Source organism: Serratia sp. ID 25-353 (genome assembly GCF_054792795.1).
The window spans coordinates 3,273,902-3,288,811 of record NZ_CM139236.1; the positions used below are offsets into that span (position 1 = coordinate 3,273,902).

The window sequence follows — 14,910 nt, forward strand, 5'->3', positions numbered from 1 at the left end:
TTCGATGTTAACCAGCATAGTGACGGGCCGTTGGCGAAACACGCCGACTCTTGCTTTTTAATTCAGCGCCGACGTTTTCAACAATGTTTCGACAATTTTTAACCAACAACATGAAGTTTATTACGTTGCCAACCCGGTTGCACAGCGTTAGGATCGCGGCCGGCCACGGGCGTGGCCAGTGTTTTTGCCTGTTAGTTGCGCGCATGGAGAGGTTATTGTGTTAGAGAGTTTTGGCGTCCTGAATTTATGGACCTATTTGGCCGGGGTGGTCTTCATCATCATTCTGCCGGGGCCGAATACGCTGTACGTCCTGAAAACCGGCGTATCGCGCGGCGTGCGTGCCGGCTATACCGCAGCGCTGGGCGTGTTCATCGGCGATGCGATCCTGATCTTCTGCGCCTATATCGGCGTGGCTTCGCTGATCCGCACCACGCCGTTCCTGTTTACCCTGGTGCGTTTTCTCGGCGCGATTTACCTGCTGTTCCTCGGCGCAAAAATTCTCTACGCCACCTTCGTGCAGAAGGCGCAGGCGCAACAGCAGCAGATTGAGGGCGGCCACAGCATTCTGCGCAAGTCGCTGACGCTGAGCCTGACCAACCCGAAAGCTATCCTGTTTTACGTGTCGTTCTTCGTGCAGTTCATCGACTTCAACTACGCGCACACCGGGCTGTCGTTCACCATTCTGGCGCTGATCCTCGAGGCCGTCAGCTTTATCTACATGAGCACGCTGATCTTCTCCGGCGCGATGCTGGCGCATTTCTTCAATCACAAGAAAGGCCTGGCGAAGCTCGGCAACGGCCTCATCGGCCTGCTGTTCCTCGGCTTCGCCACCCGTCTGGCGACCCTGAGCTCGTGATCCCTCCCGGCCGGCGCCCGCCGGCCGCGGTTTACCCTTCCGTCACGGCAAAATGACACGCAGGACAAACCGAATGTCAGGCAGACCAAAGCCGCCGATTTCCCGCTGATCTAGACTTGCAGGGTAACGATAACCTGATGAGCCTGATCGGAGGATGTATGTCTGACAATACCGTAGCCGTGCTGGATAGCGTATCGCGTTTTCTCGATCGTCAGCATGGGCTGTATATCGACGGCCAGTGGCGCGCGTCCGCCGCGGAAGGCCGCCTGGCGGTGTATAACCCCGCCAATGGGCAGCAGATCGCCACCACCGCCGACGCGAATGAACACGACGTCGCGCTGGCGGTGCAGTCCGCCCACAAAGCCTTCAGCGAAGGCGTCTGGGCGCAGCGTCTGCCGGTCGAGCGCGAACGCATCCTGCTGCGCTTCGCCGATCTGGTGGAACAGCACGCCGAAGAGCTGGCGCAGCTCGAAACCCTGGAGCAGGGCAAATCCATCAACATCGCCCGCGCTTTCGAAGTCGGCAGCACCCTGAACTGGATGCGTTACACCGCCGGGCTGGCGACCAAAATCACCGGCCAGACGCTGGACGTGTCCATTCCAATGCCGCCGGGCGCCAAATATCAGGTTTATACCCGTAAAGAGCCGATCGGCGTGGTCGCCGGCATCGTGCCCTGGAACTTCCCGCTGATGATCGGCATGTGGAAAGTGATGCCGGCGCTGGCGGCGGGCTGCTCCATCGTCATCAAGCCGTCGGAAACCACCCCGCTCACCCTGCTGCGCATCGCCGAACTGGCGAGCGAAGCCGGCGTGCCGCCGGGCGTGTTCAACGTGGTCACCGGCCGCGGCACCGTGTGCGGCAAGGCGCTGACCGAACATCCGCTGATCGCCAAAGTCAGCTTTACCGGCTCCACCCCGGTGGGCAAAAGCATCGCGCGCGCGGCGGCGGATCGCCTGACCCGCGTGACGCTGGAGCTGGGCGGCAAAAACCCGGCCATCGTGCTGAAGGATGCCGATCCGCAGCAGGTGATCGAAGGCCTGATGCTCGGCAGCTTCCTTAACCAGGGGCAGGTGTGCGCCGCCAGCTCACGAATTTATATTGAAGCGCCGATTTATGATCGGTTGGTGGCCGGATTCGAACAGGCGGTGAAATCGCTGTCGGTCGGGCCGGGGATGGATACCGGCGCGCAAATCAACCCGCTGGTGTCGCTCGCGCACCGCAACAAAGTGGCGGCCTATCTGGACGACGCCCGGGCGAAAAACGCCGAGCTTATCGGCGGCGCGGCCGGGCCGGACAGCAACGGTTTCTACATTCCGCCAACGCTGGTGATCAACCCGGACGATCGGCTGAACCTGACGCGCGAGGAAGTGTTCGGCCCGGTGGTCAACCTGATTCGGGTGGCGAGCGCCGAAGAGGCGCTGAGCAAGGCCAACGACACTGACTTCGGGCTGACCGCCAGCCTGTGGACCACCAGCCTGCAGCAGGCGATGGCGCTGACGCCGCGCATTCAGGCCGGCACCGTGTGGGTCAACACCCATACGCTGATCGACCCGAATATGCCGTTCGGCGGGTTCAAACAGTCGGGCAGCGGCCGTGACTTCGGCCCGGATTGGCTGGATGCCTACACCGAATCGAAATCGGTCTGCATCCGCTATTGAGTGAAGCGGCGCGGGCCTGGCCCGCGCCCTGACTTACTGATACTGCCGACGGTATTCGCTCGGCGACATGCCGAAACGCTGCTTGAAAGCGGTCGAGAAATGGCTGTGATCGGTGAAGCCCCAGTCGAGGCCGACGCCGGCCAGCTTCTCCTGCCCGGCGGCGCTGCGCAGCGCCTGCGCGCACAGATCCAGCCTGCGGTTCCTGATGTACTGCGCTACCACCAGCCCCTGACGGGCGAACACCCGATACAGGCTGCGTAACGACACCCCCAACTCGGCCGCCACCCACTCAGGACGCAGCTGCGCCGACTGTATATGCCTGTCGATCAACGCCAGCGCCTTGTCGAAGACCGGTTGCTGCCCCTCCGGGCGCGCCTGCTCGAGCGCCAGCGCCGGGCGCAGCAGCGCCGCCAGCGCATTCAGCACCGCCTCGCTTTCCGCCGCGGCGAGCTGAGGATCCTGCATGCTGCTCAGCACCAGCTGGCGGCTGAGGCGCACCGCGCTGAGCTCTGCTCCGAGACGCTGGGCACAAGGCGGCGGGACCGGCAGGCAACCGCGCGGCAACAACAGGGAGATTTGGCGCGAATCGCGCTGGAAGGTAAAGCTGCTGGGCCGTGAGGCGTCGATCAGCGTGACATCGCCGGGAGAGAGCACCGTCTGGCGATCGCCCTGCTCCATCAACGCGCTGCCGCGCAGCTGGAAGACGGTAAAAAAGTGCGCGCCGTCACTGCGGGCGATCTCGCGCGGCGTGCGGTACAGCCGGGCCTGAGACACGTCGACCACGCTCAGTCGCAGGGCATGGGCGCGAAACTCCTGCATCGCCCCGCTGAAGCCCGGCCCCAGCGTTTTCGCGCAGAATCTGCCACAGGCGGTGTTGATTTTCCCCAGCCACTCTTCGAAGCCGACGTCCCGGAGCGTTGCCAATACCGTCATGATCTCTCCCTTCAAACAGCAGCGGTGCTGCGCCGTTGAACAGAAAACCACCATAACAATCCGTTAACACACAATCAATGGCGAGCCGGGGATTTGGCGCCGCGATCACAGATCATCGGGCGCCGGGGAGGAATCGCCTTAAGGCTGCGTATCCAACAGGTAGCGCACCACCGCCGCGTACTCTTTGGCGTAGCCTTCGACGCTGGTGCTGGCCATGCCGGCATTGTCTATCTTGTATTTGCCAGCCACGTAGAACGACGGGGTGCCGCGCACCTCGAACGCCTTTACCGCTTCGTTCTGCTTGGCGATCACCCCTTTGACCAGCAGGCTGTGGCGCGCGTTTTCATAGGTGGCGGCATCGATGCCGGCCGCCGTGAACACCCGCTGAATATCTTCGGCGCTATTGACGGCGCGCTGTTTCTGCACCGCGTCGAACATCGCCCCTTCAATCTTGTCTTCTACGCCCAGCACCGTCGCCACCGCCCAGGCTTCGGTCAGCTCATTGCCCAGTTTGCCCATCAGGCTGACGTGATACTTCGTAACCTTTTCGCCGGCGGGCAGCGCCTGCGCCACGGTGCTGCCTACGCGGTAGGTTTCGGCGAACTGATAGCAAGGGCCGCAGTAGAAGGAGAAAAACTCCACCACCGCCGGCGCGGTGGCCACCGGTTTATCCAGCCGGGTATATTGCTCGCCCGCACGGTAATCCGCGGCCTGGGCCGCGGGCAACGCCAACATCAATACGACGGCGGCGGCGAACGAACGCTTAACGTTTGCCAACATAAACACTCCTGGTTTCTTCTATGAACATCGTCCTTAGCGGCGGTTTTTATAATCAAATAACCGGCAGAAGGCCAGTGTTTATTACCTTCTGTTTATGTGGGATTCAGTCAACGGCCTTCGTACCCGTCCCAATAGGCGCCCACCGCTTCCTGCGACAGCACCTGGCGGCGTTTAGGATTGTCGGAACCGCTGTAGGCGCGATTGATGAAAATGGTTTTGTGTTCCATGTTCTGCTGGAATTCCGGGCTGGCCAGGTAATCGGCCTTTTTCTGCGCCTCGCTGCGCGCCACGCCCGCTACACGGTCCTTTTTCCCCTGCTGGTAGAACTGTTCGAACATCGGCACGGCGTTTTTAATGCTGCCGTTCACATCGGTGCGGAATTGCGGATCGAAGTCGTCGCGGGTTTGATAAACGTAGTGTTTGGCATGCTGCTCGGCGCTGCTGAGGTGATGAGTGCAGGCGCTGAGCGCCAACAGCGGCAACAACAGCGCCGCGCTTTTCAGTCTTTTCATGTCGTCTGTCCCTGTCAGTGAGGAAGGTTCCTTTAGCGCCACGAGCATAGCGCCGGCCCCCGGTGAACGTCAAACGACAAATCGTGCATCACTTTGTTTTATATTAATATTATATACATTGATTGGTATTCATTGCCTGAAACACTATGCTTTAACAGACAGGGTAAACACTCACCGACAGCGAGGCGGCCAATGAAACCGATCGACAAAAACGTGGGGGAGTACGACCTCACGGCGGAAAAAAAAGCGGGCATGATCACCGGCACTATCCGCGGCGAACTGCCGGACAGCGACGCCAATCTGCCGCTGCTGCCCTTCTCCGGCACCTTCGCCGGCCCGAGCGTGGCCGAAGCCATCGCCGATATCCAGCAACAGTTCCCCGACATCGAACCGGCGATTATCGATGACTTGCGCGAGGAACTGCTGAAGGCCGGGTTCTAAACCGGATCGCGGTGCCGCACGAACGGGCTGTAGACCGGCGCGTCGGGCTTCAGCGCCAGATCGGCGTCAAAATCGTTATTGCGGTTGAACGGCACCGCCGGCCAGGCGGCAAGATCGCTTAAATCATCCCGATATGCCTGCGTCACCTGCGCCAAAGCGGCGTTCTGCGCCTGCAGCGCCTCTCCCGTCAGCCCGCCGCGCACGCCATAGACCAGGAACGGCTCCAGCACGCTAAAGCCGATATAGTGCAGCGCATGCATGATTGGCCACAGCATCAGCCGCATATCGCCGTCGCGCCCGTCCGGGGCGCAGGCCTGTGCGGAGGCGCCGGCGGTCACGGTCAGCAGCGCCTGCTTACCGCGCATCACGCCGTTCTCATGGCGGTGGCGGCTGTCGTAGATCCCGCCGTAAACGAACACCCGATCCATCCAGCCCTTGATGATGGCCGGCGCGCCGAACCACCAGAAAGGGAACTGCAGCACCAGCGTATCCGCCCAGTGCAGCAGCTCGATATGCCGCCGGATTTCCGCCGGCAGCGCCTGATTCGTCCAGTGATGGCGCTGCTCCTGCATCGCATCGAACCTGTCCGCCTGCTTTCTGCTGGGGTAATGACCGGCGCCCTCGCGCGGATCAAACTCCTCCTGATACAGATCGACCGTCTTCACCTGATGCCCTTGCGCCAGATAAGCCTGCCGCGCCTGTTCGGCCAAATGGGCATTGAAAGAATGCGGCTCGGGGTGAGCCAGCACAATCAGCACGTTCATCCTGTGTCTCCCGTTGTAAGGTGGTGCTGTTATGCTGTGGCTTTATCGCCCCCTTGGCAATTACGCACCTGAAGGTAACCCCCCATGGCTTATCCCGGCGACGTCTATTCGAGCAAGTGTTCCGCGCGCGATGCGCTGGCGCTGATTTCCGGCAAGTGGGTGATGCTGATCCTGCCCGCGCTGGCGCAACGGCCGATGCGCAACGGCGAGCTGCTGCGCCGCATCGACGGCATTTCACAGAAGGTGCTGACGCAAACGCTGCGCCAGCTGGAACGCAACGGGCTGCTCGAACGGCTGGATTTAAGTGAAAAGAATCAGGCGCATGTGGAATACCGGCTCAGCGCCGTCGCCTGCTCGCTGGTCGAGACGCTGACGGCGCTGGACCGATGGGCGGAATACCATTTCCCCGAGCTGGACGCCGCCCGCGAGCGCTATGATGCAGACCGCAAGCGCGCGGCCGATTAAAGCGGTTTGGCCCGCAGCGTCTCGCCGCTGCGCACGAAGTTGCCCGCCCCCAGATGATGAAGGGTGTGCAGTTCCGCATTGGCGGCGGTGAAGTTCCAGCGCCCCTGTTGGAACACCCGCTCGTCCGCCGCCGCGCTCAGCACCTCGCCGAAGCAGGTGTCGTATTTTTCCTGCGCGCCGCTTTCCGGCAGTAAGCGGCACTCCAGCCACGCCACGCAGCCCTGTTCGATCAATGGCACCTGCAAGGTGGCGCTCGGCACCGCGGCGATGTGGAAGCGGGCGAACTTGTCGTCATCCAGCCCGGACACGCTGCCGACCGCGTAGGTGGCGTCGATGAACATGGCTGCCGGCACGCAAATGCCGAATGCGCCGCTCTCCTCGATCATTTGCCGGCTGTGCGCCCCTTTGTCCACCACGATGGCGATGCGCGGCGGGCTGAACTCCACCGGCATCGACCAGGCGGCGGCCATCACGTTGCGTTTGGCGCCGTTACGGCTGCGGCTGGTGATCAATACCGTCGGGCCGTGGTTCAGCAGGCGGCTGGCATGTTCGAGGGCGACAGGGCGAAAGTGGCTCATCGGGAAATCCTTGCGAGTGAGTGATTGCCCCGCAGTGTAGATCTACGCCGTAAAGGCAAGCAATGTGGGGCGCACAGAATGCGCAGATGAGACGCTTGTTCCCCGTCTCGCCATCCGTTATCTATAGTTAAATCAATTCGCCGCTAACGGCCCATTCCACCTGAGGATCTTGCCTTGACGTTTTTAAAACACCCTATCGCCGCGCTGGCGCTGGCTAGCGCCGGCCTGCTGTCGGCGGGCGGCGCGCTGGCCGCTTCCGATGCGCTGGTGTACTGCACTGTCGCCTCGCCGGAATCGTTCAACCCGCAGCTCTCCAGCTCCGGGCCGACCTTTATCGCCACCTCGCAGGTGCTGTACAACCGCTTGGTGACGCTGCGCGAAAGCGATAAAACCCCCGCCCCTTCGCTGGCCACCGAGTGGAGCGTCAGCCCGGACGGCAAGACCTACACCTTTACCCTGCGCCAGGGCGTGAAATTCAACAGCAATAAATACTTCACCCCAACACGCGATTTCAACGCCGAAGACGTGGTGTTCACCGTGATGCGGCAGAAGGATCCCGCTAACCCGTATCACAAGGTCTCCGGCGGCAACTATGAATACTTCACCGACATGGGCCTGGATAAGCTGATCGTCAAGGTGGAAGCGGTGGACGAGCATCACGTGCGCTTCACGCTGAGCCAGCCCAATGCCGCCTTCGTCGCCGACTGGGCGATGGATTTCGCCTCGATCCTGTCCGCCGAATACGCCGACGCCATGCTGAAAAAGGGCACGCCGGAATACGTCGACAACTGGCCGATCGGCACCGGGCCGTTCGCACTGCAGCAGTACAAGCAGGATTCGTTGATCCGCTACATCGCCAACCCGCACTACTGGCAGGGCGAAGTGGCCAGCAAACACCTGATCTTCTCGATTACGCCGGATCCGCAAACCCGGCTGGCCAAGCTGAAAACCAATGAATGCCAGATCATCCCCGCGCCGCTGCCGGAACAGTTCGCCGCCATCAGGGCCGACGGCAATCTGCAGTTGCACGACATTACCGGGCTCAACGTCGGTTATCTGGCGTTCAACACCCAGAAAAAACCGTTCGACAACCTGCTGGTACGCCAGGCGCTGAGCTATGCGGTGGACAAGAAAGCGATCGTCGCAGCAGTGTTCAAAGACAGCGGCACGCCGGCCAACTCGCTGCTGCCGCCGGGTATGCTGGGCTACAACGATAAACTGCCGGAGTACGCCTACGATCCGCAGAAGGCGCGCGAGCTGCTGAAGCAGGCCGGGCTGGAACAGGGCTTTGAGACCGACATCTGGTCGATGCCGGTGCAGCGCCCCTACAACCCGAACTCGAAGCGCATCGCCGAGATGATCCAGAGCGACTGGGCGAAGGTGGGCGTGAAAGCCAAGATCGTGACCTGGGAGTGGGGCCAGTATCTGGCCGGGCTGCGCAAAGGCGAACAGCAGAGCGCGCTGTACGGTTGGGTGTCGGACAACGGCGATCCGGACAACTTCGCCACCCTGCTCGGCTGCGCCGGGGTGCAGAGCGGCGCCAACGTGGCGCGCTGGTGCGATAAGGATTATGACCGGCTGATCCAGCAGGCGATCCAAGAGAACCAGCCGCAGGCGCGCGCCAAGCTGTATCAACAGGCGCAGGTGATCTTCGCCAAACAAGCGCCGTGGCTGCCGCTGGCCACCGGCAAAGTATTCTACGCCACCCGCAGCAATCTGAGCGGCTATGTGGTGGACGTGAACGGCAGCGATTTCGCCAAGGCCAAGTTGAACTGATCCCGGGCGCCGCGGCGAGGGCTGCGGCGCATTAACTTCGCAACTTACGATGCTCGCTGCCTCCCCTGCCACCAGGCACTTAACCCACTAAATTCATAGCTTATTAAGCGGTGTAACCCCTGGCATTTTGCTTAAACTGCACACGGGCGCTTTCCTCGCCTGTAACATTTCGTTACCATCGACACACAGACCCTTTAACATCAAAAGGTAACCCGGTGCAGAACACCTACATGCCGTGGCAAATTCGCCTGCACTGGCTGGTGGCGATCCTGCTGGTCATCACCTGCGTCACCATCGAGCTGCGCGGCTTTGCCGAACCGGGCAGCGCCCCCTGGTACGTACTGGTTGTCACCCACTTCAGCTGCGGCGTAACGGTGTTTGCGCTGATGATCGCCCGCCTGTTCCTGCGCTGGCGCCCCCCCTCGCCCGCCATCGCGCCCAAACCGCCGAAGTGGCAAACCGGCCTGGCGCACCTGACGCACACCCTGATTTACCTGCTGCTGCTGACGCTGCCGGTGCTGGGGGTGTACTCGCGTTATCTGGGCGGCAAGGAGTGGTATCTGTTCGGCCTGCCGATGCCGTTCGCCGACGTGGCCGATCGGCCGCAGGCGCGGATGATTATCGGCTGGCACAAAACGCTGGCGTCATTCGGCTACTGGCTGATCGGCCTGCATGCCGCCGCCGCGCTGTTCCACCACTATATCGTCAAGGACAATGTGTTGGTGCGCATGCTGCCGTTGATGAAAAAGCGCTGAATACCCGGCGCCAGGGATGAATTTTCGGGCCACGCCCGCCGACAGGGAATGACATGCAAACCCAATTTTTTCATGTGACCGTCGAACAATGCGCCTGCCAACAGACGGCGCCCGATAATCTGGTGAGGATCATCGCCTCCGGCCAGACGTTCTTTTTTTATCGTGACGACTTCAGCGACAGCGAAAATCTGCTGGCCAGGCTCGCCGCCGGCGATCGGGTGAAGATCGGCGCCCACCGCCTGCGGGACGGCAGCTACTGGCTGCACTGGCTGCTGCACGGCACTAAAGGCCGGCTGGAGCCTGACAGAACGCTGAAATACAAGCTGAAATACTTTGCCCTGCTGCTGCTGGGCGTCGTGCTGGCCGGCGGTTTCCCGGCGGGCTTTTTCATCATGGACCGGGAAGATTCCTGGCTGACTATTGTCCTGTTCTTTATCGCCATTATCGCCGGCCTTATCGGCATCGGCCTGGTGCTGTTCGTCGGTTCGGAGCTCCTGTTGATTGCGCACCGCGGCCGCAGGCGCCTGCTCAGGGCGCTGGATCGCGTGCTGCAGGGGCAAGACGTCACGCCGCCCGGCTCGCTCAGCCTGAAAATCCCAGGCATCAGATACCGGGCCGTCAGTGCAGAGGCCGCGTCAGAGCCCACAACGCAACAAACCGAGTTCCCCCTCCCTGGCGGCGTCGAGGCCTCCGGCATCGAGACGGTCAACGCCCTGAGCTACGAACTCTGCCACTATGAAATCCCGCGGCAGGTGCAGTATTTGGACACTTATGCGTGGCGCCAGAAGGAGACGCACTTCGCGTTGACGACCCGCGCGCTCAACGTCCCCAATACCAAACTGCATCCGGTATTTCGTCGGCAACATCCGCTTTTCATCGCCAAAGGCGATCCGCTGCAGGTGCTGTATTGCGAGAACGACACCGTCCCCGAGCTCCCTACGGTGCGTGGGATCATCAACCATCGCGATCGCCAGACCTATCTCATCGGCGGCAATCGCTACTTCACCGAAGCCGGCCTTAACCTGAGCGCGCGCGTTGTCTTCATTTTGGGCGCGATCGTGACGTGCTTTGTGCTCGGCCTGGCGGTGGTGGATAACGCCGATACCCCGGTGGGCTTTTACCTGGATGCCTGGACCCTGAAGCGTCTCGGCAGTGAATTGCCACCGATTCTTCTCTTGCTGATGCTGATGGTCAGCGGCCTGGCGCTGCTGATCGAGGGCTTCGCCCAGATCTGCCGCTTTTACTCTTTTGACCAGCACCGCACGTTTAAGACGTTCAAATACCTGCGCCATCTGCGCCGCAGGCTATGGCGGCAGGAACAGGTGACGGAGCTGAAATGATGACGTTAACGCTTTATAAAAGACCCCTTATTATCCTGACGCTGTTTTTGGCCAGCGCGCTGGGCGTCTATTTCCTCGCCCCTGAGCAACGCTATGCACAGTGGCAATGGACCCAGAGCGACGAGGCCTTGCCGACGATAACCCGTTACGATCTCATCCACAGCTACCCGGCGCAGGACGGCGCTCTGCTGCTCATCAGCAAAAGGAGTGAACGCGGGGCCTACAATAGCTTTTACGGCTGGGCGGCCAACTACCTCAGCCAGGTGTTATTCACCGGCCCTAAGGGGCTGCAGATGCTGGGGCAACTCGACGAGTTGATCTACGATGCGGTTTGCGTCGAGCAGGAGTGCGTGCTTTTTCTGTCCAAGGGGCGCAGGCTGGTCGATGTGCAACGGAGCACCATCGGGCCACTGATCCCCTGGCCGGAGGGTGACGACAACCTGCCTTCCTTTATCGGCGGCAAACTGGTGGCGCTGCCGGGGAAACGCGCGCTGTATTTCATCAGCACCGAAGGCGTATTCTACAGCCCGGACTTTGGCACCCATTGGCAGCAAACGCTGGATCTGCCGGCACAGCTGGACGCGCGGCAGCTGCTGGGCTTTGAGCGCGGCGAGGAGGACTCACCGACGGCTAACGCCTCCGGTAAGCGCAAATCCATGCCCGAGATCTTTACCGCCGTTGATGGCGAACGCGTGCTGTTCTGGATGAACCCGGTGCTCGGCTCCGGCGCCTTGCATATTGCCGTTAACGGCAAAACCGGCGAGGTGGCCGAACTGCATTGGCTCGCGGTGCGCGTGAAGGAAAGCGCGCAGGCTCCGGATGGCGGCATCTACCTGATCGCGCAAACGCTGGACAGAGGGCTGTATCAGCTTCTGCGTTATCAATCTGACGGGCAGCTGACGGTGCTGTTGGAAAACGGTGATAAATCGCTGTATCAGCTGTGGGCGGGCAACGACAAGCTGGTCGCCCAAACGGATAATGGCGATGCACGCCTTTCGCTGATTTTCGATCTGCGCTCATCCGACGTGCGCTACCGGCAGCCGTTGGAGTATCGCTACAACGGGCGCGACGACGCACGTCAGACCGTGATCGAACCGGAAAGCCACTATGGCGATGACGGAGAGACCCCGCCACTGCCCTACTTCGTTCGCTATCGCTCCACCACGCCGTGAACATAAGGAACTTGCCATGCTGTTAGGTTATGGCGCCGGCGCCGCAGGACTGCTGGCGCTGTTGTTGGCCCTGCTGCTCACCGGCATCCTGATCGCCTGGTGGGGATGGCGCTACGCTTCTGCCCGCTGCGGCCGCCCGCGACCGCCGCTCTCCTGGGGCGGCTATCTGCTGGCCTCGGCGCTGGCAGTCTACCCGGTGGCGTGCGCGCTGATGCTTATCGGCATCGTCATCCAGGATTTCAAGAGCCAACGGGCGGAAGATCGTTGGAATCAACGCAGCTACCTGACGCTCGACGAAGCAAAGCCGTTCGGTGAAACGACGCTACCGAAAGGCAGTTGGGTAAACCGCCAGGAGCCACGCCTGCCCGGCACCGAAGACAGCCCTATCACGATGGACGGCGTGACCGCCGTGCGTTTTCCTCAGCCGCAAAGCGTGGCCGGCGTGCCGATCATCGCCTTCGAGGTTTTACCGCCGGTGATGGAGCTGGCGAGCGCGCACACCTTTACCCGCCCGAGCGGCCAAAGGGTGCACTGCGAAGCCGGTTGGCTGATCTCTTTCTCTTTACCGCCGGATAAGCCGACCCCGCAGTGGGAGGAGTGGCAGGCCGGGCTGCCTGCGGCGGCGTTTCGGCCCAGCGACTGGATCTTTAGGGAGTGCTTCTCCGGCAGCCCGATCGCCTTACTGACCTTGCACAACGGCGAAGTCAGGGTGCTGCCTTAAACCTTACGCCGTGGCGTTGGGCAAGCGCACGGTCACGCGGTTATTGGCCGTGGGCAGCTGCAGCGGCGTTTCCTGCCAACTCACCGCGATAACCAAGACCGGCGGCGCCGCGACACGCGGCGCACGCCCGTCGGGCTCCACGCCGTAGGCATCCCATTCAATCACGAACACACCGCCGTCTTGCGGCTCGACCCGCTCGACGAAAAAAGTGGTGTCCGAACCGCGCCCGCCCGCCGGTTTGTGCGCGTAAGAGAGCAGGCTGAACCACTCGCCGGCGAAGTACAGATGGTACAGGCCATCGACAATATGCTCGCCGTGGAACTGGCAGCCACCGACGCTCAAGCCGTCACCCGCCGGGGATCCCGACACGCGCTCGAGATCGCGCACAAAGAGATTAGTCGGCCGGTTATCCAGCAACAGCTCATAAGGCGGCGCGTGCAGCAGCGCGGCAGGATCGTCCGCATGGCGCAGATCCGCCGGCAACATCGAGCGCGCCGCCAGCGCGCGGCCGTTGGGTAAGGCGATCTCCAGACGATCGGCCGGATCCTCTGTCCACAGCGGCACCCACAGACCGCGCACCGCATGCAACGGCGTGGCCTCCGCCTGCCGGCATTTCGCCCGCAGCCGCGCCAGCGCCTCAGCGGAACCGGCGGCCAACGCGCCCTGCTCGCAATCGGTCAATGCAGGCAGCGCGTACATCACCCGGGCGGCAGGCTCGTACACCGTCACCCCCTCACCCTCGCGGCTGCGGGTCGGGATCAGGCGCAGCTTGCCGCCGTCCACGTCCTGCGGCGCGGCACAGGCGCTATGCACAATCGCCCCGTCACGCAGCAGCAGCGTCCAAAAATTGGGGCCGCCCATGCCCAGCTCCCCCACGCCGCCAATCTGCCGATCGCTGTCGCCGGCGTGCGCCATCTCAATCGGCTGCGAGCGCCAGTCGGTCTTGCGCCATTCTGCCGCCTCTGCGGGGTCTTGCGCGCTTTTAGCGGCGTACTTCGCCCATTGCAGCACGGCAAACAGCGCGATGCACAGCACGCCGAAAACCGGGTGATCCTGCCAAATCAACAACCAACCGACGATCAAAAGGGCCCAGGCGGCCATGGCGATATCCTTTTCCACGAGAAAACCGCCTGATTCTAGCGCAGGCGGCTAGCGGGGTTGAAGCCTATGCCATGAATAATTAGCCGTTAAATAGAAAGGTAATAATTTCAGCGTTATTTCTGTGACTACAGAGATCACATAAATAACGCTTCACAGAGTGTTCCCAACGTAAAAAGATAACCCTCTGTATCTCAATGCAATATTCGCAACCCCATTAAAACACAAAAGATAAAAGAGGAAGAAAACCGCAATAATTTGTATATATTCTAAACATTGACTATGTTTAGACATACTCTTTATATGCAGGTAAAAATGCCAAATAAAAAAGAGAAAGGCATTTAGTAAAATTAAATCAACCCCGCTTCCCGCGAGGGTGGGAAACTATTTTATAGCAATATTCCGAGGGAATTTTATTTCTACGGAACGGGTAACCTTGCGTTTTATCAAGCCAATAGGCTACACACCGCAATTAATATCATTATTAGTATTCCGGAGAGCGACAATGAAAATCGTTACAGGCATTATCCTTACCTCTGTGGCCGCCTTCAGCGGCGTGGCTTACGCGGCCGATGCGCAGCCTACCACCGGCAGCGCGGCGGTGACGCTGGAACACGTGCACGCCGTGATGGAAAACGGCAGCCCGGCGCCGCAGCACGACGCCGCCTGCAAAAAAGAACTTTCCATGCCGGAATCAAAATATATTGGCATGAAGGTCAAAACCGATTACACCATCAACAGCAGCACCATGATGATGTCGGCCAAATCGATGTTCCCATCGCCAAACGACAAACAGCCTATGGAACTGACGGTCGATCTCTCCGCGCTGGGCCTGGCGGATGTGTATGCCTTCGGCGCCTTTAAACCGGCCGCGCTGCCGCAGGCCTATATTTATTTCACCATCGACAAAGATTTTAAAAATCCGGTCAGCACCTTTATGATCATTAACCAAGGCAAGCAATATAACTGCGTAATTTCCAGCTCGAATAAAATGATGAGTGAAGCAATGCGTGGCAAGATGATGAAGAAACAGTAGCGGAATGAAAAACGGCGCTTCCCGC

Annotated in this window: 16 protein-coding genes; 10 read left to right on the top strand and 6 right to left on the bottom strand. The window is 60.8% G+C overall.

Going from position 1 to position 14,910, the window contains the following annotated elements:
• Positions 1-217: 217 nt before the first annotated feature.
• Together leuE and ACYF6X_RS15865 are read left to right on the top strand one after the other, a co-directional pair.
• Positions 218-856 (top strand): leucine efflux protein LeuE, encoded by a 639-nt coding sequence (leuE, locus tag ACYF6X_RS15860; protein ID WP_016928933.1) that lies wholly within the window; start codon positions 218-220, stop codon positions 854-856.
• A 158-nt stretch (positions 857-1,014) separates the two neighbouring features.
• Positions 1,015-2,514, top strand: a complete 1,500-nt coding sequence (locus ACYF6X_RS15865; protein ID WP_060659902.1) for an aldehyde dehydrogenase family protein — start codon at positions 1,015-1,017, stop codon at positions 2,512-2,514.
• A gap of 33 nt (positions 2,515-2,547) precedes the next feature.
• On the opposite strand, the gene feaR is transcribed toward ACYF6X_RS15865, so the two are convergent.
• From feaR to ACYF6X_RS15880, 3 genes are all read right to left on the bottom strand, one after another.
• Positions 2,548-3,447, bottom strand: coding sequence for a transcriptional regulator FeaR (feaR, locus tag ACYF6X_RS15870; RefSeq protein WP_130018556.1), 900 nt, complete (start codon positions 3,445-3,447; stop codon positions 2,548-2,550).
• 138 nt (positions 3,448-3,585) lie between these two features.
• Positions 3,586-4,227 carry a DsbA family protein gene (locus ACYF6X_RS15875; RefSeq protein WP_107227150.1) on the bottom strand — a complete coding sequence of 214 codons (642 nt, stop codon included), beginning with the start codon at positions 4,225-4,227 and terminating at the stop codon, positions 3,586-3,588.
• A 107-nt stretch (positions 4,228-4,334) separates the two neighbouring features.
• On the bottom strand, positions 4,335-4,739 hold the full coding sequence (locus ACYF6X_RS15880) for an Exc2 family lipoprotein (RefSeq protein WP_063990866.1): 405 nt from the start codon (positions 4,737-4,739) through the stop codon (positions 4,335-4,337).
• A gap of 192 nt (positions 4,740-4,931) precedes the next feature.
• Between ACYF6X_RS15880 and ACYF6X_RS15885 the strand changes: the two genes are divergently transcribed.
• Positions 4,932-5,180 carry a hypothetical protein gene (locus ACYF6X_RS15885; RefSeq protein WP_019454278.1) on the top strand — a complete coding sequence of 83 codons (249 nt, stop codon included), beginning with the start codon at positions 4,932-4,934 and terminating at the stop codon, positions 5,178-5,180.
• On the opposite strand, the gene ACYF6X_RS15890 is transcribed toward ACYF6X_RS15885, so the two are convergent.
• Positions 5,177-5,944 carry an NAD(P)H-dependent oxidoreductase gene (locus ACYF6X_RS15890; protein ID WP_130018557.1) on the bottom strand — a complete coding sequence of 256 codons (768 nt, stop codon included), beginning with the start codon at positions 5,942-5,944 and terminating at the stop codon, positions 5,177-5,179. The two genes, ACYF6X_RS15885 and ACYF6X_RS15890, sit on opposite strands and share 4 nt — an antisense overlap.
• A gap of 84 nt (positions 5,945-6,028) precedes the next feature.
• Here ACYF6X_RS15890 and ACYF6X_RS15895 point away from each other — a divergent pair, with 84 nt between their 5' ends.
• Entirely contained in the window at positions 6,029-6,409 is a 381-nt protein-coding gene (locus ACYF6X_RS15895) for a winged helix-turn-helix transcriptional regulator (protein WP_038873124.1), read from the top strand.
• Here the strand turns inward: ACYF6X_RS15895 and ACYF6X_RS15900 are convergent.
• A complete protein-coding gene (locus ACYF6X_RS15900) occupies positions 6,406-6,987 on the bottom strand; it encodes a flavin reductase family protein (RefSeq protein WP_063990864.1) in 582 nt (193 codons plus the stop codon). The genes ACYF6X_RS15895 and ACYF6X_RS15900 overlap by 4 nt on opposite strands.
• Positions 6,988-7,161: 174 nt before the next feature.
• Here ACYF6X_RS15900 and ACYF6X_RS15905 point away from each other — a divergent pair, with 174 nt between their 5' ends.
• From ACYF6X_RS15905 to ACYF6X_RS15925, 5 genes are all read left to right on the top strand, one after another.
• Positions 7,162-8,763 (top strand): ABC transporter substrate-binding protein, encoded by a 1,602-nt coding sequence (locus ACYF6X_RS15905; RefSeq protein ID WP_063990863.1) that lies wholly within the window; start codon positions 7,162-7,164, stop codon positions 8,761-8,763.
• 230 nt (positions 8,764-8,993) lie between these two features.
• Complete coding sequence (cybB, locus tag ACYF6X_RS15910) at positions 8,994-9,518, top strand: cytochrome b561 (protein WP_130018579.1); 525 nt, start codon at positions 8,994-8,996, stop codon at positions 9,516-9,518.
• A 53-nt stretch (positions 9,519-9,571) separates the two neighbouring features.
• Positions 9,572-10,858, top strand: a complete 1,287-nt coding sequence (locus ACYF6X_RS15915) for a hypothetical protein (RefSeq protein ID WP_130018558.1) — start codon at positions 9,572-9,574, stop codon at positions 10,856-10,858.
• On the top strand, positions 10,855-12,030 hold the full coding sequence (locus ACYF6X_RS15920; protein ID WP_130018559.1) for a hypothetical protein: 1,176 nt from the start codon (positions 10,855-10,857) through the stop codon (positions 12,028-12,030). The genes ACYF6X_RS15915 and ACYF6X_RS15920 overlap by 4 nt, the downstream gene beginning before the upstream one ends.
• 16 nt (positions 12,031-12,046) lie before the next feature.
• The gene (locus ACYF6X_RS15925) at positions 12,047-12,751 is read left to right on the top strand and encodes a hypothetical protein (protein WP_130018560.1); all 705 of its coding nucleotides are present in this window, start codon (positions 12,047-12,049) and stop codon (positions 12,749-12,751) included.
• Between the two features lie 3 nt (positions 12,752-12,754).
• Here the strand turns inward: ACYF6X_RS15925 and ACYF6X_RS15930 are convergent, their stop codons facing one another.
• The gene (locus ACYF6X_RS15930) at positions 12,755-13,870 is read right to left on the bottom strand and encodes a hypothetical protein (RefSeq protein WP_242512581.1); all 1,116 of its coding nucleotides are present in this window, start codon (positions 13,868-13,870) and stop codon (positions 12,755-12,757) included.
• 484 nt (positions 13,871-14,354) lie between these two features.
• Between ACYF6X_RS15930 and ACYF6X_RS15935 the strand changes: the two genes are divergently transcribed.
• A complete protein-coding gene (locus tag ACYF6X_RS15935; RefSeq protein WP_130018561.1) occupies positions 14,355-14,885 on the top strand; it encodes a hypothetical protein in 531 nt (176 codons plus the stop codon).
• The last annotated feature ends 25 nt before the right edge of the window (positions 14,886-14,910 follow it).

Bases quoted from the DNA above. Each gene is read 5' to 3' on its own strand.
- cybB (WP_130018579.1), top strand. From the start codon at position 8,994: ATGCCGTGGCAAATTCGCCTGCACTGGCTGGTGGCGATCCTGCTGGTC.
- ACYF6X_RS15935 (WP_130018561.1), top strand. From the start codon at position 14,355: ATGAAAATCGTTACAGGCATTATCCTTACCTCTGTGGCCGCCTTCAGC.
- ACYF6X_RS15880 (WP_063990866.1), bottom strand. From the start codon at position 4,739: ATGAAAAGACTGAAAAGCGCGGCGCTGTTGTTGCCGCTGTTGGCGCTC.
- ACYF6X_RS15925 (WP_130018560.1), top strand. From the start codon at position 12,047: ATGCTGTTAGGTTATGGCGCCGGCGCCGCAGGACTGCTGGCGCTGTTG.
- ACYF6X_RS15920 (WP_130018559.1), top strand. From the start codon at position 10,855: ATGATGACGTTAACGCTTTATAAAAGACCCCTTATTATCCTGACGCTG.
- ACYF6X_RS15895 (WP_038873124.1), top strand. From the start codon at position 6,029: ATGGCTTATCCCGGCGACGTCTATTCGAGCAAGTGTTCCGCGCGCGAT.
- ACYF6X_RS15875 (WP_107227150.1), bottom strand. From the start codon at position 4,227: ATGTTGGCAAACGTTAAGCGTTCGTTCGCCGCCGCCGTCGTATTGATG.
- feaR (WP_130018556.1), bottom strand. From the start codon at position 3,447: ATGACGGTATTGGCAACGCTCCGGGACGTCGGCTTCGAAGAGTGGCTG.
- ACYF6X_RS15890 (WP_130018557.1), bottom strand. From the start codon at position 5,944: ATGAACGTGCTGATTGTGCTGGCTCACCCCGAGCCGCATTCTTTCAAT.
- ACYF6X_RS15865 (WP_060659902.1), top strand. From the start codon at position 1,015: ATGTCTGACAATACCGTAGCCGTGCTGGATAGCGTATCGCGTTTTCTC.
- ACYF6X_RS15900 (WP_063990864.1), bottom strand. From the start codon at position 6,987: ATGAGCCACTTTCGCCCTGTCGCCCTCGAACATGCCAGCCGCCTGCTG.
- ACYF6X_RS15885 (WP_019454278.1), top strand. From the start codon at position 4,932: ATGAAACCGATCGACAAAAACGTGGGGGAGTACGACCTCACGGCGGAA.
- ACYF6X_RS15915 (WP_130018558.1), top strand. From the start codon at position 9,572: ATGCAAACCCAATTTTTTCATGTGACCGTCGAACAATGCGCCTGCCAA.